The following is a 21555-nucleotide window of genomic DNA, read 5'->3' as shown; positions in this document are numbered from 1 at the left end:
AATTTTCTTTCGGCGCGCAGCTGCGCCCCTCTTCTCTTCATACAACGAAGGCACGAGTATGCCTTCACGACGCAGAACGGAGCCGGCTCATGGCCGTCACAACCACGGGGGATGCCCCTGCCTATATCCCGGAGCAGTTGCAGTCCGTCCGGGAGACCCTGAAGTCCCCGCGCAGGCTTAAGACTGAAGTCCTTGCCGGGCTCGTCGTCGCCCTGGCATTGATCCCGGAAGCCATCGCTTTCTCCATCATCGCGGGGGTGGACCCGCGGGTCGGGCTTTTCGCTTCGTTCACGATGGCTGTGACCATCTCCCTCGTCGGCGGCCGGCCGGCCATGATCTCCGCCGCCACCGGGGCCGTGGCCCTGGTGATCGCCCCGTTGGTCCGCAGCCACGGGGTGGACTACTTCGTGGCCACAGTGATCGTCGCCGGTGTTTTGCAGATCATCCTAGGCCTTCTCGGCGTCGCCAAGCTGATGCGGTTCATCCCTCGTTCGGTCATGGTCGGGTTCGTGAACGCCCTGGCGATCCTGATCTTCAGCGCCCAGCTCCACGAACTCATCGGCGTGCCGTGGCTGGTGTACCCGCTGACGGCGTTGGCCTTGCTGATCGTCTTCGGACTGCCGCGGTTGACCAAAGCGGTCCCCGCACCGTTGATTGCCATCATCGTGCTCACGCTCATCACCGTCCTGGCCGCCGTCAAGGTACCCACTGTCGGCGACAAGGGCGAACTCCCGCACAGCCTGCCCTCGCTGTTCGTCCCTAACGTACCCCTCACTTGGGAGACGCTGCAGATTATCGGCCCCTTCGCCCTGGCCATGGCCATGGTTGGGCTGCTCGAATCCCTGATGACCGCCAAACTGGTCGACGACGTCACCGATACCCGCTCCCACAAGACCCGCGAAGCCTGGGGCCAGGGCGTGGCCAACATCGTTACCGGCTTCTTTGGTGGCATGGGCGGTTGCGCGATGATCGGCCAGACCATGATCAACGTCAAAGCTTCCGGTGGCCGCACCAGGATCTCCACCTTCCTCGCCGGCACGTTCCTGCTTATCCTCGTTGTCGCCCTCGGCGGAGTCGTCTCCCTGATCCCCATGGCCGCCCTCGTGGCCGTCATGATATTTGTCTCTGTCGCGACCTTCGACTGGCACAGCATCCGTCCTTCGACGCTGCGGATGATGCCCAAAAGCGAAACCGCGGTCATGGTGGCCACCGTCCTGGTCGTGGTCGCCACCAACAACCTGGCCATCGGCGTGGGCGTCGGAGTCCTGGTCGCCATGGTCCTCTTCGCCCGGAGGGTCGCGCACCTGGTCACTGTCGAACGTACGGTCGAAAACGTCGCCGGCCACGAAACCGTGACTTACGTTGTGAACGGCGAACTGTTTTTCGCCTCCTCCAACGACCTCTACACGCAGTTCGAGTATGCGCTGGACCCCAAGCACGTCATCATCGACATGCACGCCTCCCACCTCTGGGACGCCTCGACCATTGCAGCGCTGGACGCCATCACCGAGAAGTACCACCGCCACGGCAAGGACGTGAAGATCATCGGCCTCAACAACGCCAGCACACTCATCCGCGAACGCCTCGGCGGAAAACTCGGCGCCGGGCACTAACCAAGATCAAAAAGCAGACGCAAGGACCCCGGCCAACACCGACTGGACGGGGTCCTTTCGTCTGCTGGCGTCAGCGTCAACACGGACTGTTGCGTCGGTTGTTGGAAACCGCCCAGCTTTGGGCTGTGCGGAGGGCTACACCTGCCCGCCAGTGTGCACCACCCGCGACCGTGACTTCAGAGGCGGGTAATCTTGGGACCGGTCTTACCCAGCGGCCGGAATCGGGAGGCTGGGGAACTGGAAGGGCAGACATCGGTCAACGAGCTGCTCGACGAACCGATCGGCGGCTCCCCGTCTGTGTCATCAGTGCGGCAAGCTTTCCTGGTCGCGGTGGGCGGCTGGTTCGATCTGGAAGGTGGAGTGTTCGACGCTGACGTCGAAGTGTTCTGCCACGCAGCGCTGCAGGTCCGCCAGGATGGTGGCGGCGTGCCCGTCGGTCATGCAGGTGTCCTCGACGGTGACATGGGCGGAAAGCACCGGTGTCCCGGAGGCCACGAGAGAAGCGTGCAGGTCGGGGACGTCGATGACGTGCGGCAGGGCGAGGATGTGGCCGCGGACGCTGGCTAGGTCCAGGCCGGCCGGTGCGTTTTCCATCAGCACGTTGACCGTGTCGCGGAGCAGCTTCAGGGTGCGGGGAATGATCAGCACACCGATCAGCAGGGACACGACGGCGTCGGCCTGGACCCAGCCGGTGACGGCGATGATGATCGCCGCGGCGATGACGGCCGCGGATCCCAGGGCGTCGTTGAGGACTTCGAGGAAGGCGGCCTTCATGTTGAAGTTGTGGTTCCGGCCCGAGGATAAAACGATCAGGCCGACGGCGTTGCCGGCCAGGCCGATGACGCCGAACCAGAGCATGGTGGATCCTGCGATCTCCGGGGGCTCGAGAAGCCGCCGGATTCCTTCGATGATGACGAATCCGCCAACGCCCAGCAGCAGGGCCGCCTGCCCTGCGGCGGCGATGATTTCAGCGCGCTTGTACCCCCAGGTGCGCTTGAGCGTGGCAGGCTTCAGGGCCAGGGACGCGGCGATCAGGGCGATCAGCAGCCCAACCGAGTCGGTGAACATGTGGCCCGCGTCTGCCAGCAGCGCCAGGCTGCCGGTGAGGACCGCGCCGACGATTTCCGCGACCATCACGGCGAACGTGACACAGAAGACAACGATCAGTTTGCCCCGGTGACTGGTTGCACCAGCGGCGTGGTCGTGGTCATGTCCGCTCATGTAGTGCCCTCCAGGGCGTAGGCGTAGGCGCAGGCGTAGGTGTTGGGGCGAGGAAGGCTGACCGGCGGGCAGTGGGGCGTGGAGTCCCGGTCGCTCATGCGTCGGAGGCGGCGACACGGACGGCGGCGCGCAATGACCCGGCGGAGGGAAGCCCGGCCATCCTGTCCTCCGAGCTGTACACCCGACAACTCAGGGCAGGTGCGGTCCCGGCAGGAAACAAGTCCTGCCCGTCGGCGATGAAGGACGGTGAGCCGTGGAAACCCAGCATCTCGGCCTCGTCCTCGGACGTTACCTCACGGACCGTTAGGCGGCCGGCGTCCCGTCGTTCGGCTGCCAGGGCTTGACGGAACAGTTCCAGGGCCGGACCGCTGTTCGGACAGCCCGGGATGGTGCGCAGTTCGTAGTCCACGGTCAGTGTTCCCCCGGGCCCGGCGGCGACAGGCTGACGATCTTGGGATCTGGACTTGGAGTTACAGCCTTCGCAGCACCCGGCAGCCCCGGGCGCATCGGTCTGGCTCTCCGCAGCTAAGCGTGTGCCGTGCCCGGACTCGCCGCTGTGGTGGCCGGCGCCGTCGCCCATGTCAGAGCCGGCGCAGCAATCATCCGTTGCGGTCTCGGGCGTATTGTGGCCGTGCGGGACGGTGCAGCAGACATCCCCGCGCCAGGCGTTGATGCCTTCCCGGACGGCGATCGCGGCGATGACCAGGGCTGCGCCGGCATCAGCCCACCACCAGCCCAGCGTGCTGTTCAGCACCAGTCCCACCAGCAGGACTGCGGAGAGGTAGGTGCACAGCAGCGTCTGCTTGGAATCAGCGACCGCGGTCCTGGATCCGAGTTCCCGTCCGGCCCGACGCTGCGCCCAGGACAGAACCGGCATGATGGCCAGGCTCAGGGCAGCGATCACGATGCCCGGGGTCGAGTGCTGCGCTTCGCCGCCGCCGGTCAGGGACCGCACAGAGTCCACCGTGACGAACGCGGCGAGGGCGAAGAAGGAGAGCGCGATGATCCGCAGGGTCAGGTGCTCGCGCTGTTCAGGGGCCTTGGCGGAAAACTGCCAGGACAGGGCCACGGCGGATGCGACCTCGATCACTGAGTCGAGTCCGAAACCGATCAGCGCCGAGGAGTCCGCGGCATTCCCGGCCCAGAGCGTAACGATGGCCTCGGCAATGTTGTACGTGATGGTCGCAGCGGCGAAGAGCCGAATCCGGCGGTTCAGCACGGCGCGCCGGGACGCGGTGGGTGCGGTTTGGAGTGCAGTGGTCGTACCAGGCACGTCCCGTCCGGTGCGCAGCAGGCAGGGTCAACGGCCAGCACTACGCCGAGCAGGTCCGTGATGGCATGGCCCAACCTGGCGTCCGCGAGTTCATAGCGGCTCCGCCGGCCATCCGGAACGGCGACCACGAGGCCGCAGCCACGCAGGCAGGTCAGGTGGTTGGACATGCTCTGCCGTGACACCCCGAGTGAATCAGCCAGATTGGACGGGTAGGCGGCTTCGGTGGCCAGCGCCAGGAGGATCCGGGCCCGGGTCGGATCCGAGACCGCGTAACCGAACCGTGCCAGCACCGGGGCGTGCGTGAGGGTTTCCATAACCCGAAACTACATCTGTGCCTGTATTCAGGCAATTCTGTACTAAGAGTTTTAGCCGGCGCTGCGGGGCGCGAACATGATCACGGCCACTCCGAGCAGGCAGATCACCGAGCCGGTAATATCCCAGCGGTCGGGCCGGAAGCCGTCGAAGACCATTCCCCATGCAAGGGAGCCGGCGACGAACACGCCACCGTAGGCGGCCAGGATCCGGCCGAAGTTAGCGTCGGGCTGAAGTGTCGCAGCGAACCCGTAGATGCGTTTTTGCCCCAGGGCTTCGACCCCAGCATCGGAGACGGCTCCTCGCCGCAGGAATGGAGGAGCGGGCACAGCGAGGATCTGAGCATCCTTGGCTTCACCCCCTCATGAAATATGGGTACCCCTTTCTGCTGACAGGAGTGAAGCCTGGACCTAATGTTTGCTGTAACGAGATGTGGCGTTTCCCTTGGGGCCGGCGTGGGTGAGACCGGGCCGGCGGCGAAACGAACCCCCTAAGCAGCGGTTCGTCCCCCCAGTCGCCGTCCGCCCCTAAGCGGAACTTGCGCTCCGCATGCGGGGTCACAATCCTTTAGATCTTTCGTAGGCATCCATCACTACCAGGAGGCACCTAATGCGAACGGCAGAACCCACCATGGAAACCGCGCAGGTCCACCGTTTTTCCGAAAACCTCAGGACTCAACTGGCCAAGGGCAAGGAATGGGCGACCCCCGGGGTGCAGGCTGCTCTGCAGAGAGCCGTAGCCGGGCTGGACACCGGCATCGAGACTGCATCACCTCGCCTCCAAGCTGTTGTGCGTCAGCTCGCTGACGAGCTGGCAGGCGGGGTACAGACACTGACCCCTCGGGTCCACGAGCGCTTAAGGCATGCTGGACCGAAAGCAGCGGCGGTTCAGGCTGCGGTGCCGACGGCGGCTGCACGGAGAGCGTCCAGGAAATGGTGGTGGATCGGCGCACTAATCGCCATCGTCGCGGCCGGCGTGCTCGTGTGGCGCTCCCTCCAGGCGTCTCAGGATGAGCCCGCGCCCTCCCTGACTGTCGAGGAGACCGGCCGCACGAATCCTGATGCTGACCCGGACCTTACCGCCGGCCGGATGTAGGAGGATGCGCTGAGGGGGCGGCAGGACGGCGGGGGCTTAGTAGGATCCGAGCCCTCGTCGATGACGGACACCGAACTATTCGCGATCATCAGCAACACCAACGGTCCGGAAGCGATAACTTCCGGCTTGTCAGACGTGCAGCTGGCGCGGTTGTTGGACGCACTCTTCCGAAACCTTGATACTCCACGGCCGGATCCGGCGGCAATCTTTTGGTACGAGATAAGCGTCCAAGAGAGCCTTCGCCGGAGTCTGACGGATCAGGGAATACGGATCTGGATCGTTGCGGACCGGTAGCCGAGTTTTCAGCAGGCCTTCAGCCGAACATGCACAAGGGCCCGGACGCAGCGCCCGGGCCCCTGGGGCTGCCCGGGCTTTTGTTGACTGGGGGCTTAGCGGCCAACTTCTGAAACTGACACCTGTGGCAAAAACGACCGTTTTTGACGACCCGCCCCTGAGGTGCCGGGAAGTGCTGTGACTTTCGGCGATAAGTGGCGGCGTTCTGGCGGCGCTATTTGGCGCGTGAGTTCAGCCGTTAAGGGGATCCCTGAGCGGGACTCTCGTCTTTAGCGGAGGGTGGCGGTAGCCGAGCGGAGTTCTGCGAAGGCGGTGCGGGTGTGAGCGACGAGTTCGCCAGGGGCGTCCTTGCCCGCGGGGTCGGCCCAGCGGCGGTAGCCGATGCCGAACGCCAGCACACCGAGTTCGGCCGACACCTGCGCGGCCGCCTCGGAGACGCCCCTCTGGCGGAGCGCGTCTGCCATCGCGGCCGCCATGCCGATGCTCTTCATGGCGCTGCGGGCGCGGAGCTCTTCGTTGGCTTCGATCGCTGCGTGGAGGCGGGGGCCGAGTTCGCGGTTGAAGTCGGTCATGGCACCGGATGCGCGGTCGAGGCCGGCGGCGACCGCATCCAGGGGGGTCGCATCTTCCGGGGCTGCAGCGATGCCCTCGGCCAGCAGCAAGCTGAGCATTTCCTGGCCCGCCGAGAGGATCTCGCGCTTGTCGCCGAAGTAGCGGAAGAAGGTGCTGCGGGTGAGGCCGGCGCGCTCCGCGATCTGCGCGACGGTGGTCGCGTCGTAACCTTGCTCGGCGAAGAGGTCGAGAGCAGCCACGGCCAGTCGCTGACGTGCAGCCGGTTTCCATCTTGACATCCGACTATTCTACGTGATGCGACACAAGTCTTATCACAGTGCTACGCTGATGGGACATTAGTCGCATCACTTCGTGGAGGGTTTCCGTGCGTGTATTCATCACTGGAGGAACAGGTCTGATCGGGTCGGCGGTCGTCGCCGAGTTGCTCTCCGCCGGGCACTCTGTCACCGCCCTCACCCGCTCCGACGTCTCGGCCGCGAAAGCCGAAGCGGCCGGCGCCGACACCATTCGGGGAGGGCTCGTCGACTTCGATGTCCTTCGCGCCGAGACTGAGAAGGCCGACGGTGTCATCCACCTCGCCTTCGGCAACGACTTCAGCTCGCCGGAGGCGCTCGGTCAGAACATCGCCGATGAATCCGCAGCCCTCGACGTGCTCGGCCAAGCCCTCGTCGGCACCGGGAAGCCACTCGTCACGGTGTCGGGCACTCCGCGCGCGGCCGGCCGCCCGTCGACCGAAGACGACCCCTTGCCGACCGAGGGGCCTGTGGGCGGGCGCAGCGTGTCTGTCAATCGCGCCCTATCCCTCGCGGACCGCGGGGTGCGGGCATCTACCGTCAGGCTCCCGCGCACCGTTCACAACGAAGGCGACGGCGGATTCGCCGGGATCCTCGCCCAAATCACCCGCCAGAGCGGCGTGGCCGGCTACCCAGGAGACGGCGCCCAGCGCTGGCCGGCCGTGCATGCGTTGGACGCGGCTGTTCTCTTCCGGCTCGCGCTCGAGAAGGCCCCCGGCGGCACGGCGTGGCACGCCGTTGCGGACGAGGGCGACGCGGTGCGCGACATCGCCGCCGTGATAGGGCGGCGGCTCGGGCTTCCCGTCGAATCACGGCCGACAGAGACCTTTGGTCCCCTCGGCGCCATCTTCGAGGTCGACCAGCCCGCATCAAGCATCCGCACCCGCGCCCAGCTGCGCTGGGAGCCCACGCACCCGGGCCTGCTTGAGGACCTGGAGAAGATTAGGGTCTGAGGCCACGGTGCGCGCCCTGGGACACCGCGCCGCAACGCAAAAATCCGATGAAAGGTCCATCGACGAAATCGACCTCAACGGCGGCACCTGGTACGCGCTGCTGCGAAACCGGAACGTCCACGCTAGCCGATCCTTCACCGGCGGCCATGCGTTAACCAGTCAAAGTCCCGCCGCTGAGCTGCAGGGCCAGCGGCGGGACTTTGCCTGGCCCTGGAAAACGAGCAAGGCCCGCTCCGGGGGGTTGCCGCACTCTGCTACACGGCTCCCCTAATAGTCGCTTCTGTTCCTCAAGGTCTGTCAAATTTTCGTGCCCGAAAAGCCAAGATGTCCCACAAGGTGCCCCCTCATTCGTCCTCAGAAGGACCTGCCGGACGCAGGAGAAGGACCGCAAAGCAGAACGGAAGCGGGTTGCCGTTAGGCGAGTGCTAGTCCGACGCTGCGGGAGAGCGGATACTCCGCGGTGGCCGCCATCCCTCTTGTGTCCTGATTGCCTGTTGAATGCGCAAGGTGATCTCACGCAGCTGGCGTCTTTGCGCGGCTGTTAGCGGGTCGAGGACCAACCTTCTGACGGTGTCGACATGACCAGGAGTTGCCTCATTGATCACCTCGAGGCCGGCGTCGGTCAGAGTTGCTCGGGTGGATCTCCCGTCTTTGGGGTCCGGGGAGCGCTGCACCCAGCCTCGGCTTTGCAGCCGTGACACTGCGCGGGACAGTCGTGAGAGTGAGCTATTGGCAAAGCCGGCGAGATCACTCATGCGAAGTGTCCGATCCGGTGCGTCAGCCAATGCGAACAGGATGCCGTACTCGAAATGTGTGAGGTCAAAATCGTGCACCAACGGCGCATCGAGCGCGGGCGGCAACCACTCCAGAACCGTAGCCAGTCCCGCCCATGTATCAAGGTCCTCCCCAGCGAGATCTACCGGAGAGCGGGTATCAGTCATACGACCAGAGTACGAGATTCAGTCGGGATGCGCGGCTCATTTAGTTGCTTGGACAATCATTAAACCGTAGTCTTTTGTTTCCCAAGCAAGTAAACGTGAGGTCTCAAGATTATGGATATGCAGTTAGCGACCAAGCGAGCCTTCGTCAGTGGCTCCACCCAGGGCATCGGCTACTCGATTGCGAAGACACTTCTTCAAGAGGGAGCGTCTGTCGTCATCAACGGGCGTGCTGAGAGTCGGGTTGGGAGTGCGGTGCGGAAACTCGGGTCAGAGGTGCCCGGCGCGGTCGTCTCAGGCATTGCTGCTGACTTCCGTGAGCCCGCCAAGGTACAGCATCTGCTGAGTTCACTCGAGGGCATCGACATCCTGGTGAACAATGTCGGACTCTTCGAGGTGAAACCCTTCGGGGAGATCTCGGATGATGACTGGGGGCGCTACTTCGATGTCAATGTCATGAGTGGTGTGCGGCTGTCTCGTGCAATACTTCCCCCGATGATCGAGGCGGGATGGGGTCGAATCATTTTCATTGGCAGCGAGTCGGGAGTGAACATCCCTGGCGATATGACGCACTACGGCGTGACCAAGGCGGGACTGCTCGCCTTGAGCAACGGACTTGCCAAGCTAACCCGCGGTACCGACGTTACGGTAAACACGATCCTTGGCGGACCTACATATTCAGACGGTGTCGCCGAAACGGTCGAGCAAATTGCTAAGACGCAGCAGCTCACGGCAAGTGAGCTCAAGGCGGTCATCATCGGTGGAAATCAGACCTCGCTCCTTGAGAGGTTTATAGACCCTAAAGAGATTGCGAACCTGGCTGTTTTCCTTGCGAGTCCGCTGTCATCCGCGACCAACGGGGCCGCCATGCGCGCCGATGGAGGCGTGCTTACCGCGATGCTCTGATCGGATGTTTCGGCCTGAAATCATCAGCGCCGCGATGCATCCGCAAGGCCCGTAAGCCGACGCCGCTGCGTCCGATTGGGGATCATTCACCGGCACCACAGCCTGTAGCAGCTACTGCACATCGGACCGGGTCCTCGGACGGGGACAACGGACTTCCATCTGGCGCCCGACGAAGCTGTCAAAAGTCGAGGATGACGTCGAAGTTTTCGGCCGGCCGGCCGGATATCGCAGCAGCAGCGGAGCGAACCGCGTGAGGGATCTCTTCAATCGTCCGCGCCTGAGCGGTTAGTTCCGGCATCTGCATTGTCTTAGCCGTGAACAGCCCGTCGGAGGCACGGGAGATGTAAGTGTCCAGCTGCAAATTTCACCCTTCCATGCCTCCTACACCAGAAACCCTATCCTGCAGCTAATGTCCCCGGAAGGCCACTAACACTAGAAGAGCAGGCGCCCAGTGCAGGATCCCCTTGCGGGCTGTACGGCGGCAGCGCCGGTTCAATCGATAACTGCGGCGACTGCTTCGATCTCAACCAACTGGTCTTCATAGCCGAGCACCGTGACTCCCATCAGCGTGCTTGGCACATCGTGCTCACCGAAAGCTGCCCGAACCACGTCCCACGCCGTTACCAAGTCGGCCCGTTCGGTCGATGCCACAAGTACGCGCGTGGAGATTACATCCCCAATGCCGGCGCCGGCGGCTTCCAGGGCAAGGCACAAGCTCTTAATCGCTTTTGCAGCCTGTGCAGCGTAGTCCCCGAGGCCTGCGGTCGTACCGTCCTTATTCAAGGGGCATGATCCGGCTAGAAAAATGAGGCGTGCGTCGCCGGGAACGGTCGCCGCATATGCGTACTGCGCGGAGGCAGTGAGGGTACTCGAGCGAACGAGGGTAACTGCGCTGGGCATGGGCGTCCTTTTGTTGGAATGCGCGCTGGCCATCCCACCCTATCGGCGCCGACAACGAGGAGACATGCAGCATGGACCGTAAGCCGGTTGATCACCGTGCTATCAAAATCCACCGATGCTGCTGTCAGTTTCTGAAGCCCTCTGCACGTCGTTGCCTGCGATCGAACTGCCCATCTGAGGTTGGTGAGAGGGCGGCGTGGATCACTTGCTTTGGCCGGGTACCGAGGGGCCCAGGGGAAGGTTGTCGGAACCGGCAGGCGCTCACGGGTGTGAGAGGGGGTTATTCGACAGTCGTTTGGCACGCTCTTTTCCCGCCGCGGCATCATTGATGAACAAACCGGAAGGGTACTGCCCCTGAACCGTAAGAGTCTTTAGCCGGTGAGGGGGCCGCTTATCCGGATTATCAGCGTGCCAGGCCCTTTGAGACGTTCTTTGGTCGCTGCATTTCGCCGTGCTTGGCGCCCAGGACGATGACCCAGCCGGCGAATACAGGGATGGCCCACTGGAGGATTTTTAGCTGTTGTTGGGCGGAGCGCAGTTCCTCCGAAGCGCCGGGGGTGGGTTCGGTTGCTCCTGCGGCTCCTTCGCCTGAGAGCTTGTCTACCTTCGCGCCCTGCATTCCGGCGTATAGGGTCACGGCGGCCCCGGCCAGAGTGACGATGGTTTTGTAGATGGTGAGCCGCGTTACGCCGTCCTGTTTGGCCATTCGGTCCTTGTTTTCGAAGATGACGGCCGCGCCGGCAAGGATGTGCGCGCCGAACGCTGCGGTTTGGTACGGAGACCACTTTTTCCAGCCGAGGCTGGATAGCCTCGTGCGTTCGGCCGGGTCCTGGGCTTGTGCTGTTGCGCCGTTCAGTCCGATGGCGCCCATGAGGGAACCGCCGAACCACGCAGCGGCGGTCAGGTCGTGAATGGATCGTGCAACAAGATTTCCTGCCATGGCGAGCTCCTAAAGTGTTTGCAAGCCGGAAGAGCAAAGCCAGGAAACTGGCGCCCCGTGTGCGGACAGGATACGCACAGGTGGCAACGTCTGAATAGCCCTGTTCTGCACTTGTGGCGTACGAAAGGGCCGGGCCGGCGTAATATCCGTGGGCCAAAAGTATCGTTTTGCACGCCGACCTGCCGTTTGGCCCGGTGGCAGCAATCAGGAGGATGGGATGCGGTGGTGTGTGGCATGGAGCCCGGGCGGTCGGCCCAATGCGCTGTCATCGATTCTCTGTTCCCCTTCATGCGTGGGGTTGAAGGGGAAAGTTGCGTTGGTTGGGGGCGGGCCGCGCTCCTGGGGGTGGGTGTTCGAGGTGAAATTTGCCGCGGAGGAGTCGAGTTATACCGGCAATGTGCACAGAGGATTTGGTATCACTATTTCCGTTGTTGCAGGCCGCGCCCCCTTTTGGAGCCGGGTGGGTCGGCGTAGTCTCATCCCATGGCAGGAGCGGTACTTTGCGACTTGCGGTTGGGGTGCGCCCAGCCCTGTTTGAAGAGCATGGCGCTCTATCGTGCCAATTCAGGCCGCAGCTTCGGGAAGGAACTGTGGTTATCCCAATGGAGGGAAGTGCGGGCGTGGTTAATACCAATAGTGAGCGCGTAAGCGGGCAGATGACCAGCTTGGAAAAGGCCGCCCGGGTGGTCGGGGCGGTGTTCCTGCTCGTCGGTGTCCTGGGGTTCATTCCCGGCATCACCTCTGGCTATGACACGCTCGGTTTCGCCGGCCGTGGCTCCGGGGCGCTGCTGCTGGGGATCTTCCAGGTGTCCGTGCTCCACAACATCGTTCACCTGTTGTTCGGGGCCGCCGGCCTGCTGATGGGCCGTACCCGGGCAGGGGCGAGAAACTTCCTGCTCTACGGCGGTGTCATCTATCTGGTCCTGTGGATCTACGGCCTGGTGATCGACCACGACTCGGCCGCTAACTTCGTCCCCCTCAACGACGCCGACAACTGGCTGCACCTCCTGCTGGGCCTGGGCATGATCGCCCTGGCACTGCTGCTCCACCGCCGTCACCCCGCCCAAGCCACCACCGCCCGCCCCTGACTGGTTCTTAGCCACATTCCGCGGCAGCGGCCCATCTAGGAGACACATGCGTATCCCTGAAGCCCGGGGGCCTTTCAGCTCCGGACTGTTCTCGCTCCTTGTCGGAATGCCGGGTGCTGACGCGGCCGCCGAGGCTGACCTGTATGACCGTGTCGCGGGGCGGATGCCGGGCGCCGCACGCGTGGCAGGCATCGGGGACGTGCTTGATGAGGACGTGCAGCTGACCTTGTTCTGTCTTTACGAGCTGCACTACGGAGGGCTGGAGGGCGTTGATGACAGCTGGGAATGGAACCCGCGGCTGATTGGGATCCGAAACTTGCTGGAGAAGCCCTTTGAGCAGTGGCTCCGGTCCGAAGCCGGGGAGCTGATCGCCGCCGTCGAGCGTCCTGGGTCCGGTGTTCCGGACAGTGACGGGACGGCTGCGCTCCTGTTCGGTCTCGCGGCACGGGACGGCGGTCCCAGCCTGTCCCGGCACGTGGCCAAGAAAGCGACGGAGGGGCAGCTTCGTGAATTCGTGATCCACAAGTCGCTGTACCAGCTCAAGGAAGCCGATCCGCATACCTGGGCCATTCCGCGGCTTACCGGTCGGGCCAAGGCCGCCCTCGTAGAAATCCAAGCGGACGAGTACGGAGGCGGCAACCCGGAGCGCATGCACAGTGCCTTGTTCGCCCAAACCATGAGGGGACTGGGGCTGGATGACAGCTACGGCGCCTACATTGATGGGATGCCGGCCGTGTCGCTGGCATCGGTGAACGCGATGTCCCTGTTCGGCCTGAACCGGAGGTTACGCGGAGCGATTGCCGGGCACCTGGCGATGTATGAGATGACGTCCTCTCGGCCCAATCAGCTCTACGGGAACGGGTTCCGTCGTCTTGGCTTCGGTGAGGACGTGACCAGGTACTTCGACGAGCACGTCGAAGCCGATGCCGTCCACGAGCAGATCGCCGGACGAGACCTCGCCGGCGGCCTGGTGGAGGCGGAACCTGACCTGCTGGAGGACGTTCTCTTCGGCGCGGCCGCTGTCGCCTGTCTGGACGCTCTCTTTGCCCGGCACGTCCTGGATGCCTGGCAGGACGGCCGGTCCTCCCTGCGGGTCCCCGTTCCCGCCGCCGTATGACGGCCGCGGCGCCGCCTGTCCTCTCTGGGCCCAAGGACGAGTACATCCTGCGGCTGCGGTGGGCTGAGGACTCGTCGCTGGACAGCCTCGTGGCCTACCTGCAGCAGCTGTGCGGGTGGATCGCCGTGACAGTGGTGGACGGATCCCCCGATGAACTGTTCCAGTACCACCGGGCCCGGTTTCCGCCCTCCGTGACACACCTCCGGCCCGCGCCCGGTGGAGAGGGCAATGGAAAGGTCAGGGCAGTCCTGACCGGCGTGCGGGCCAGCGCTGCCGACAGGCTGGTCATCGCCGACGATGATGTGCGGTACACCCGGGATTCCCTTGCAGCCGTCGTAGCCGGGCTGGATGAGGCCGACATCGTGCGGCCGCAAAACTACTTCAGTGCCTGGCCGTGGCATGCCTGCTGGGATACCTCCCGGGCGTTGATCAACCGGGCTGGAACGCGCCGTCTGTGTGTGGGCCGCGGTGGCGCTCCGAGCTGCCGGTGGAGTTCCCTACGCAGGCAGCCGCCTGAAAACAGCCGCGCATTCGGAGGCCGTCCTGCGGCGCCGGCACGCAGGCAAAATCCGCCCAGCACCCGCTCCGGTTCCCCCGTGCTCAGAATGGAAGATCCCATGAACGACAACCCCCGACACCCAGGTGACACTTCCCTCGTGGTTTGCCCCGACGGTCCCATCCTCGTCCGCGGTGACTTCGACATCCTCACGCCTTCAGGTGAAGCGGTCCCCAGGCACCGGCAGACCATCGCCCTTTGCCGATGCGGCGCTTCGGCGATCAAGCCCTACTGCGACGGAACCCACAAGCTGATCAACTTCCGCACAGACTCACCGGCGTCCGCTGAGTCCCCGGCGGCTGCAGGGCCCCCGCCCGTCGCCAAAGCGGCTACACAACCGGAGGCGGAAGTCAGCCCGCCCAGTGCCCGGCCCTCCAAGTGACTCCTGGGACCTGGACACAAGCCTGACTCCCCAGTGCGCTGGGCGATACGACCGACTGGATGGGGCCTGAGGTGACATCTTTCCGTTGGCCGTCCAACGGTTCTGATCACTGAGGTCGAGGTCGAGGTCGAGTTCTTGGACGCCGCATCGCGGATTGGTGCGGGTAGTAACGGGCCGGGGCGGGTAGCGGGGCAGTGTCGATGTGCTCAGCCCAACAAGTTTTGGCCAGGGGAGCCACCGAGCGAAGGCCACGACAAACTTGCCCACTTCTCCACAAAATATCCACAATTCAACATCTAGTCGATGGGCACTGCGGGGGTGAAGCGGCGAAAGTCCCTGCGCAGGTAGAGGGCTTGAGCGGCGGCGTTGGCACTGTTGATAGTCACTGCCAAGGTCTTATAGCCGCTTTCGTGCAGGGCTTGCATTGCATGACGAAGTAGCAGCTCGGCCAGGCCCCTCCCGCGTTGGTCAGGGTGGGTGAAAAGTTCTGCAATGAAGGCTGTTTTGGGTTTGTCGCTTCGAAAGGTTCGTTCTGTGGTGATGATGGCGGCGGTGATACGGCCCTCTACGTCACGGCTGAGCATGGAAGCTTGGGGAATGACAGCTCCGCGGGCGCCGGCAAAGACAGCGTGGATGCTGGCGGCGGCCCCGGCTGCGTCCGGATCAGATGCTCCGCCAGCGTAAGCATCTAGGTATAGGTCTGCTAGTTCCGGGAGGTCCCTGTCCTTGATCGTCTGGGGGACGGGGCTCACGGCGTTGAGGTCCTGCGGTTCAATAAGCGCTACCAGCGAGACGAGAGGATCCATGACCTAAGCTGCTTTCCACGGGCTTCGGGATGAAAGACGTTTCCATTGTGTGGGTCACCTTGATCCAAGGGAAAAGAGGTCCTGGCTGGCACAGGCTGACGGGAGCGAATAGGGTCGCCCTGGTCTCCGTGAAGCGATGGCAGCGTGCCGAGCCGGCGATACGCTCGTGGTGACGAAACTTGACCGTTTGGCACGTTCCCTTTCCGATGCCAGGGATATAGCCGACGAACTGACGGCCAAAGGGGTAGTGCTCAGTCTCGGCGGCAGCACGCACGATCCAACTGATCCGGTAGGCCGGCTGCTGTTCAACGTCTTGGGTATGGTGGCCGAGTTTGAGGCGGACCTAATCCGGATGCGCACCCGTGAGGGCATGGCGATCGCTAAGGCGAAGGGGCGGCTGAAAGGCAAGCAGGCAAAATTGTCCAAGACGCAGCGGAAGCTTCTTCTGATGCTGCACGACGCCGGGGAGCATACGCAGGCTGAATTGGCGGAGCTGTTCCAGGTATCCCGGACCACGGTCTACCGTGAGCTCCAGCGGCGCTCCGCGTGAAGAATGATAAGGTACCTCGCCGCGATCCAGAAGCTAATCGGCGCCTCGCGCGCCTCCGTGTACCGCTACCCGAAAAATGGGAGATGACCAGTGAATATCGATACCGCTACTGCTGATGAGCTTTACCGCCTGCTGTTGGATGTACAGGACAGGCTGGGGTATCTGATTGAGGATGATCTCCTCACGCTCGCGCGGGATGCTGAGCAGGTGCACGGCACGGCGCGTAATGCCGTGGGCGCGGCCGTGCATCATCTGGACGCAGCACGGCAGGTGCTCGCGGTGCTGGAAACCAGGGACCCCGGTTAATTTCGAGCGTCGGGGTGAATCCGCTCTCACCGTTGGTGAGTCAAGCATCCAAGGGCACGTGCGCCCTCCACTCCAGCCGCATAAGCACCCGGAGGTGTAGACCGTCCGATGAAGGGTTCACAGCCGCTACGTCGGCTGTGAAGGACCCGGATTGGTCCAGAATTTGCACGTAATCCAAAACCGGCGCTGGCACATAGCCCAGCTTGATCGCCTGTTGGGGCGAATACAGCCTGCGCCCGCACATCTGCCGGGTTGTGTGGCTCTGGAATAACCCGAAGTGCGGCTTCATCCTTAAGCCGTCCAGAGTCAACCCAGTTCGCGGGCCCCGCTGCTCTGATACTTGAGTCCGTGGATGGGAACTAAGAAGCGCAGCGAGTCCGCCGTCAAATCGACGTGAGGCTCCGCAAACATCTCGTAAGTGTCTGCAACACGCTTTCCAAATGACCGGGCCAGTATCTCAAAGGGAGCCGCGGTGGAAGGAAGGCCGAGCTTCTGCAACTAGTTCAGAGCGGTCCTCATGTTCACTGCGGTGTTGGCGATTCGGCTTGTATATCCAACGGTGGTCGGGGGCAGTGGGATCCCTGAACCAGGCTTTTTCATTTTCACCTGCAGGTTCGTCCCTATCCAACAGCCATCCGGTGAGGTCGACGCTTTCGAAACGAGGGTCTGATGGCGTGGACAATCTACTCCCAGCGTTTGGTGTGTTGGCGATCGAGCGAACCGGTACGGCGAACTGCTCGAAACGGCCATTCAAAACGATATCGCTTCCCGCTTACGTAGCCTTCAGTGAGACCGCTGGTCGTAATCCGCACCTATGCACCCAAGCACCTGACCCAGGCTAATTGGACGCGCGGGAAGCCGGCTCTTTAGAGACCGTGTCTTCCAAGGTACATAGAGGGTAGGGAATCGAAAATCAGAGCTGGGACTGGGACACCTTAGGCCACTGACTTATGCGTTCTAGACCGGCGGTGAGAAGCCTCGTATGGCTAGTGTCACGAGATCTCAGAGTGCCCTCGGGCACAACACCAAGGCTTCGCTGACTGTGACAGGTTTGGATGGCCCCGGTAGGACGGTTATATCTGGCCCCACTTCATGACTCGCCGGGCACCTGTGACGGTTATTTGTGGCCCCGCCTTCAACGTTGGATCCATCAGTGGATGGATGCGGCGGAAGGCTGGTCTGGATGGAGTCGAGAGTGGAGTTGTTCGCGCGGATCCGAAGGGACGTCCGGTGGCCGGCACTCATGCCGTCCACCGGACGTCCTGTGCCCGTCTCGGTGAACCTTTAGCCGGTGCTCCTATAGGCGTCAAATCGGGGATGGCTTTGCGCTGGCAGCGGCAGGCTGTCCTGGATTGGAACCCGGGCGGCGTGTCCGGATTCTGCTTATAGGGCTAGCCTTGCAAGTGAGTCGGCAAGTCCGTTTGCTTTTTGGACAGAAGCCTGTGGGTTGAGTAACTGTTTTCCTTTTCAAGGTGGGGCCAGGGTGGCAGCAGGAGAGTAGCAAGCGCCTTTTGGTTTTAAGGGCGAATGAACGGAAACGAAATGGTGACTGACCATGGCCTGGGTGGGGAGTCCTTGGCCCAGAGTGTGTACGTCGTGAGTGGTGAAGAGCTCGTCAGGCGGGGTTTGCAGGGGCTGCTGGAGGCTAACGGGTTCAGCGTTTCCGGTGAGTCGGCGTCTGTTCGCCAGGCCGCACGACGAATTCCTGCGTTGCGTCCGGATCTGGTCATCATCGACGACGACCTTCCCGATGGTTCCGGCAGCGGGCTGTGTCGAACTATCGCAGCTGCTGATCCGACCGTCCGTTGTGTGCTGATGACGGGTGAAACCGACGAAACCGTTCTGATCTCGGCTATCTTGGCCGGTGCTTGGGGATGCTTGTCGCAACAGGATGACAACTCGGAGCAGCTCAGGCTGATACGGCGGGCGGTGCATGGATACACCGCCTACAGCCGCCGCTTCCAGGCCGGGATCCTGGCTCCGATCCGGGCGAACGAGACGAACGGGCCGGATCTTAGGTTCGGGATGCTTTCAAACCAGGAGATGAAAGTGGCGGTCGGAGTGGGGCGCGGGTTGACTAACCGCCAGATCGGACAGGAAATGTGTTTGGCCGAAAAGACGGTGAAGAGCATGGTCTCATCGGTGCTGATGAAATTTGACATGGCACGCAGGACCGAGGTCGCGGTGTTTGTCTCTGGAGCGCTTGAGAACACGGAGGACCTGGCACGGGAGTACAGGCGTAGTCGTGACACGGGCTTGATAGCTGAGGTCACTGCGGCGCTTGTGATCTGCACCAGCGAGGCTGGCAGCGTGCGGCGGTCCAACAGCATGCGGCTACTGGACGCCATGCGGCTTGCTGATGCGCTGGCCGCTGCATCCGCCGTTGCCCTTACCCTCAAGAGGGATCGTGGGAATTAAAGGAGTTGGGCAGTTACCACTACCGTCCCACTCACCTATGCGGATACACGATTCACTCCAGCGGGTCATTCGGGGTTGGTGTGCCGGGCCGGTTTTGAGGAACATCGGCCTCCACTTGATGCTGCGCTGAGCAGTTTTGAAGAGTTTGGTGCAGCAAGAGTCGCAGTCGTCGGCGCCCACATTCGGTCATCACCGCTGGCTGCGTAACGGTTCTGACATGGAACTGTGAACCCGGCCGTTTACCAGACACTCATTCAAGGGGGCCGCCTTAGGAATGTCGGCGCTAGATTGCGATGTTTGTGCTTGCTCTTAGTCCCAACAGCCCCAAGAGGGGATCCATGACCGGGCGGTTTTGTGGGTTTGTCTTCGGGCGGCATTTCTCTACGTCGTGACCGGGATCGGGACCCCGCTGGGAAGGCGAGGGTGGGGTCAGGTCCGGGTAGTCGTTTGGTTTTCCAGCAGCCAGGTGATGGCCTCGGTGTTGGAAGTGAAAAAGCGCGTAGGGCTGGGGAGGTTTCGCACGCCCAGGGACCAGTTGGCGAGCATCCGGTCAACGGGGCTCTTGCCAAGCAGCGCAATGCGGGAGGCCGCACAGGGGATGGTGAAGACGGAGCGTGCTTGGCGGCTGAGGGAGGCTGTGGCTGACATGTCCACCAGCAAGGGATACTCGGAGCCATCCGCCGCGGCATTTACGGCCGCCATGGCGGCGTGGGCGTCGGCGGACTCAATTCTCACCCCGGGGTGCCAACGCAGGCGAAGGATTTCGTCATCCCCGAGGACGACTGTGCCATTGCCACCTTCAACTTCAACTCGTTCCAACGACTCCCCACAATCGCTTAGCCGGCCGAAGGAGCTTCCTCAAAAGCCCGTCGTCCCCCAATAACCGACAGGAGCACGCTACCGGGATATCCAACGGATGTACATACTCGTCAACAGAGTTTGTGCTGGTCAGCGTCCTTCAAGCGCTGAAAAGGTCCTCGCTTCGCCGGACTGTAGAAGCGTTTTTTGTTTGTGCTGCTGGCTGCGGATCGTAGGTGCCTGCTCCACCGGCTCAACCGTCCTGCGGACGGCTGCACAGCGGAGGCCTTGTGTGGGCGCTTGGCTTTATTTCCTCCCACAATCCATCCGCTGCTTGCCCTTCGGGTTGCCCCGGCTCAGTCGTGCACACCTACGCGATGCTCCGCCAGTAGGCAAAAAATAACCGGGTGCCCCTGGTTTTCAGCCCTGGGAGCCCGAAGAGTCATCGCCCGGGTGCAGATTCAGTAAACGCGGTCAGTTACCCGCTGAAAGTCCCAAAGATTTGACCTTCCGGCACCTCTAAACGGGCGCGGCGTGGTGAGACTTCATGTCCCTGGAATTAAGAGACACGCTTGTCCACGAATGCAGGGTCGGGCGCTGACTCTAGTGCGCGCCTAGGGTTGGCGAGCCGGACTGCCGGTGTTTCTTCAGCTGGGCGGAGCCTAGGTGCCGAGCGCAGCGCGGCTTGGAGTTCCTCCAGCAGCGGTAAACCGGTCAAGCAAGTTGGCTTCGGGTAAACCCCTGCGCGTCAGGGCCGGTGCTGCCGTGGAGTGGAACAAATCGCGGCCGCCGGCAACGAAGGACGGCGAGCCGTGAAAGTTGAGTGACTCGGCTTGTGCGTCCGTGCTCGGCTCCACGAGGCGTAGGCTCCGGGAGCGTCCTCTGCCAGGAGCGCTTTCGAGTACAACGCCAGAGCAGCGGCGCTGTTGGGGCAGCCGGGGATGACACTCAGCTCGTAGTCCATGTCGTCAAGTCTTTCAGCCAACGCACCCACGGAAGTCCGCAGCCACGCAGCACCCGGACAGGAGGCTTGATTAGAGCCAGCCCGGCATGGTCGGTTGTTGACGTGGGAGTGCTGATGCCAGAAGATGTGCCTTGGCGCGTGTTCGTACCTTTTGCTGGGGGAGGCTTCTGGTCTTCATCGGGGGAAATGCCGCCGGGGAGCTGGCTTCCGGTCTCAGATCTGAAAGGAAGCCCGCTCCCATTCTTTTTATCCTCCGGCTCTTCGTATTCTCCAGCCCGACATGGGAGGGCCTGTACAACCGCCGCGAAGAGCAAGCACGTCATCCCACAAAGGCGCCCATGGCTGAAACGGACGCGGCAGGGGCCGTCTTCGGGTCCTGCTGCCAACAGGACAATCCAGGGACTGAAATGTCCTGGGGTGGCCATAGAACAAGATAGTAAGTAGCCTTATTAGATGGTTCTTGCAGCTGCGGAAGACCTGTCCCCTTGGAAAAGAGACGTGGATGGAGGTGGAGTGCGTGACTGAAGAAGTGCAGCGGCGGCTAGATGTACTAACCCGGTTGGTTGATGACGCGGCTGATGGGTGAGGCGCCTCTGAGTGCGGTGTGGGGCCTGCGCTGATTGTAGTGCTCGATAAAGTCTGGGTAGCAGGATTGACGTGCGGTTTCCGACCGGTATGCCCTGGCGTAGGCCCATTCCTCCTGCAGGATCCGATTGAAGCGCTCGATGCTCCTATATTGTCAAGTGGTCGCTTGGGGGCAAGTTGGCGTAGATTTCCCTGGCGATGTAACGCTTAAGGCAGCGGATGATCTCGCGTTTGCTGAGTCCTTCGGCGGTACGTCGTTCGACGTAGGCGCGGGTAGGTTCATGCCTGCGCATGCGGACGATCGCGATGATGTAGAGCGCACTGTTTGCTGCGCGATCGCCGCTACGGGAGAGCCGGTGCCGCCCGGTGGTCCGTCCGCTGCTGGCGGGTTGTGGCGCAACTCCACAGAGTTTCGCGAACGCGGCCTCGTTGCGGATCCGGTGGGTGTTATCGCCGACCGTAACCAGGAACTGTCCCGCAATTTCGGTGCCAACGCCGTGGAGTTGGATGAGGTCGGGGGCAGCGTTTGTCACCAGCGCGTCAATCTGAACGTTGAGTTGCTTGATCTCATCGTCCAGGGCCTTCCATCGACGCGCGAGGTCGCGCAGGGCAAGCTTGGTACCTGCGAGGTGCATCCGTTCGGGAGCGGTGTTTAGTGACATGAGATCTTCGGT

Annotated in this window: 21 protein-coding genes and 2 pseudogenes; 10 read left to right on the top strand and 13 right to left on the bottom strand. The window is 62.8% G+C overall.

The window, feature by feature from the left end:
• The first annotated feature begins 89 nt into the window (after positions 1-89).
• A complete protein-coding gene (locus J7I84_RS10725) occupies positions 90-1613 on the top strand; it encodes a SulP family inorganic anion transporter (RefSeq protein ID WP_214944326.1) in 1524 nt (507 codons plus the stop codon).
• A 303-nt stretch (positions 1614-1916) separates the two neighbouring features.
• On the opposite strand, the gene J7I84_RS10720 is transcribed toward J7I84_RS10725, so the two are convergent.
• The 4 genes and pseudogenes from J7I84_RS10720 to J7I84_RS10700 form a co-directional block, all read right to left on the bottom strand.
• Entirely contained in the window at positions 1917-2834 is a 918-nt protein-coding gene (locus J7I84_RS10720; protein ID WP_214944324.1) for a cation diffusion facilitator family transporter, read from the bottom strand.
• A 586-nt stretch (positions 2835-3420) separates the two neighbouring features.
• A pseudogene (locus tag J7I84_RS10710) lies at positions 3421-4107 on the bottom strand (cation transporter); the annotation flags it as partial.
• Positions 4047-4421: a helix-turn-helix transcriptional regulator gene (locus J7I84_RS10705; RefSeq protein ID WP_214944322.1), complete on the bottom strand. Its 375-nt coding sequence runs from the start codon at positions 4419-4421 to the stop codon at positions 4047-4049. The pseudogene J7I84_RS10710 and the gene J7I84_RS10705, both read right to left, overlap by 61 nt.
• Positions 4422-4472: 51 nt before the next feature.
• Entirely contained in the window at positions 4473-4748 is a 276-nt protein-coding gene (locus J7I84_RS10700; protein ID WP_311381118.1) for a YnfA family protein, read from the bottom strand.
• Positions 4749-5028: 280 nt separating this feature from the next.
• Here J7I84_RS10700 and J7I84_RS10695 point away from each other — a divergent pair, with 280 nt between their 5' ends.
• Positions 5029-5514 (top strand): hypothetical protein, encoded by a 486-nt coding sequence (locus tag J7I84_RS10695; RefSeq protein ID WP_214944320.1) that lies wholly within the window; start codon positions 5029-5031, stop codon positions 5512-5514.
• 563 nt (positions 5515-6077) lie between these two features.
• Here J7I84_RS10695 and J7I84_RS10690 read toward each other — a convergent pair.
• Positions 6078-6659, bottom strand: a complete 582-nt coding sequence (locus J7I84_RS10690) for a TetR/AcrR family transcriptional regulator (RefSeq protein WP_214944318.1) — start codon at positions 6657-6659, stop codon at positions 6078-6080.
• A gap of 86 nt (positions 6660-6745) precedes the next feature.
• Between J7I84_RS10690 and J7I84_RS10685 the strand changes: the two genes are divergently transcribed.
• On the top strand, positions 6746-7627 hold the full coding sequence (locus tag J7I84_RS10685) for an SDR family oxidoreductase (RefSeq protein WP_214944316.1): 882 nt from the start codon (positions 6746-6748) through the stop codon (positions 7625-7627).
• A 425-nt stretch (positions 7628-8052) separates the two neighbouring features.
• Here J7I84_RS10685 and J7I84_RS10680 read toward each other — a convergent pair whose 3' ends face one another.
• Positions 8053-8568 (bottom strand): MarR family winged helix-turn-helix transcriptional regulator, encoded by a 516-nt coding sequence (locus J7I84_RS10680; protein ID WP_214944314.1) that lies wholly within the window; start codon positions 8566-8568, stop codon positions 8053-8055.
• A 117-nt stretch (positions 8569-8685) separates the two neighbouring features.
• Here J7I84_RS10680 and J7I84_RS10675 point away from each other — a divergent pair, with 117 nt between their 5' ends.
• Positions 8686-9471 (top strand): SDR family NAD(P)-dependent oxidoreductase, encoded by a 786-nt coding sequence (locus tag J7I84_RS10675; protein WP_251046469.1) that lies wholly within the window; start codon positions 8686-8688, stop codon positions 9469-9471.
• Between the two features lie 178 nt (positions 9472-9649).
• Here the strand turns inward: J7I84_RS10675 and J7I84_RS10670 are convergent, their stop codons facing one another.
• The 3 genes from J7I84_RS10670 to J7I84_RS10660 all read right to left on the bottom strand — a co-directional run bounded on the left by J7I84_RS10670 (position 9650) and on the right by J7I84_RS10660 (position 11311).
• A complete protein-coding gene (locus J7I84_RS10670) occupies positions 9650-9832 on the bottom strand; it encodes a hypothetical protein (protein WP_214944310.1) in 183 nt (60 codons plus the stop codon).
• 131 nt (positions 9833-9963) lie between these two features.
• On the bottom strand, positions 9964-10371 hold the full coding sequence (locus J7I84_RS10665) for a RidA family protein (RefSeq protein WP_214944309.1): 408 nt from the start codon (positions 10369-10371) through the stop codon (positions 9964-9966).
• A 403-nt stretch (positions 10372-10774) separates the two neighbouring features.
• Positions 10775-11311, bottom strand: coding sequence for a hypothetical protein (locus J7I84_RS10660; protein WP_214944307.1), 537 nt, complete (start codon positions 11309-11311; stop codon positions 10775-10777).
• 656 nt (positions 11312-11967) lie between these two features.
• Between J7I84_RS10660 and J7I84_RS10655 the strand changes: the two genes are divergently transcribed.
• Genes J7I84_RS10655 through J7I84_RS21535 form a run of 3 tightly spaced genes read left to right on the top strand, consistent with a single transcriptional unit; the run spans position 11968 to position 14454 of the window.
• Positions 11968-12399 carry a DUF4383 domain-containing protein gene (locus tag J7I84_RS10655; RefSeq protein ID WP_251046468.1) on the top strand — a complete coding sequence of 144 codons (432 nt, stop codon included), beginning with the start codon at positions 11968-11970 and terminating at the stop codon, positions 12397-12399.
• Positions 12400-12445: 46 nt separating this feature from the next.
• Entirely contained in the window at positions 12446-13516 is a 1071-nt protein-coding gene (locus J7I84_RS10650; protein ID WP_214944303.1) for an iron-containing redox enzyme family protein, read from the top strand.
• Positions 13513-14454: a CDGSH iron-sulfur domain-containing protein gene (locus tag J7I84_RS21535; protein WP_251046467.1), complete on the top strand. Its 942-nt coding sequence runs from the start codon at positions 13513-13515 to the stop codon at positions 14452-14454. Before J7I84_RS10650 ends, J7I84_RS21535 begins: the two co-directional genes overlap by 4 nt.
• A 296-nt stretch (positions 14455-14750) precedes the next feature.
• Here the strand turns inward: J7I84_RS21535 and J7I84_RS10635 are convergent, their stop codons facing one another.
• Positions 14751-15260 carry a GNAT family N-acetyltransferase gene (locus J7I84_RS10635; protein ID WP_214944300.1) on the bottom strand — a complete coding sequence of 170 codons (510 nt, stop codon included), beginning with the start codon at positions 15258-15260 and terminating at the stop codon, positions 14751-14753.
• A gap of 89 nt (positions 15261-15349) precedes the next feature.
• Here J7I84_RS10635 and J7I84_RS10630 point away from each other — a divergent pair.
• From J7I84_RS10630 to J7I84_RS10620, 3 genes and pseudogenes are all read left to right on the top strand, one after another.
• Positions 15350-15810: pseudogene (locus tag J7I84_RS10630) on the top strand (recombinase family protein); the annotation flags it as partial.
• Between the two features lie 90 nt (positions 15811-15900).
• The gene (locus J7I84_RS10625) at positions 15901-16116 is read left to right on the top strand and encodes a hypothetical protein (protein ID WP_214944296.1); all 216 of its coding nucleotides are present in this window, start codon (positions 15901-15903) and stop codon (positions 16114-16116) included.
• 1527 nt (positions 16117-17643) lie between these two features.
• Complete coding sequence (locus J7I84_RS10620) at positions 17644-18534, top strand: response regulator (protein ID WP_214944294.1); 891 nt, start codon at positions 17644-17646, stop codon at positions 18532-18534.
• A 429-nt stretch (positions 18535-18963) separates the two neighbouring features.
• On the opposite strand, the gene J7I84_RS10615 is transcribed toward J7I84_RS10620, so the two are convergent.
• The 3 genes from J7I84_RS10615 to J7I84_RS10605 form a co-directional block, all read right to left on the bottom strand.
• Entirely contained in the window at positions 18964-19269 is a 306-nt protein-coding gene (locus tag J7I84_RS10615; RefSeq protein WP_311381117.1) for an STAS/SEC14 domain-containing protein, read from the bottom strand.
• Between the two features lie 1577 nt (positions 19270-20846).
• Positions 20847-21023 (bottom strand): integrase core domain-containing protein, encoded by a 177-nt coding sequence (locus tag J7I84_RS22060; protein WP_214944405.1) that lies wholly within the window; start codon positions 21021-21023, stop codon positions 20847-20849.
• Between the two features lie 4 nt (positions 21024-21027).
• A partial coding sequence (locus J7I84_RS10605) for a transposase (protein WP_214944290.1) occupies positions 21028-21555 on the bottom strand: 528 nt, incomplete at its 5' end.

Origin of the sequence: Arthrobacter sp. ISL-85, from assembly GCF_018613675.1 — a bacterium.
GTDB lineage: Bacteria > Actinomycetota > Actinomycetes > Actinomycetales > Micrococcaceae > Arthrobacter.
This window is presented reverse-complemented; position numbering and strand designations above follow the sequence as displayed.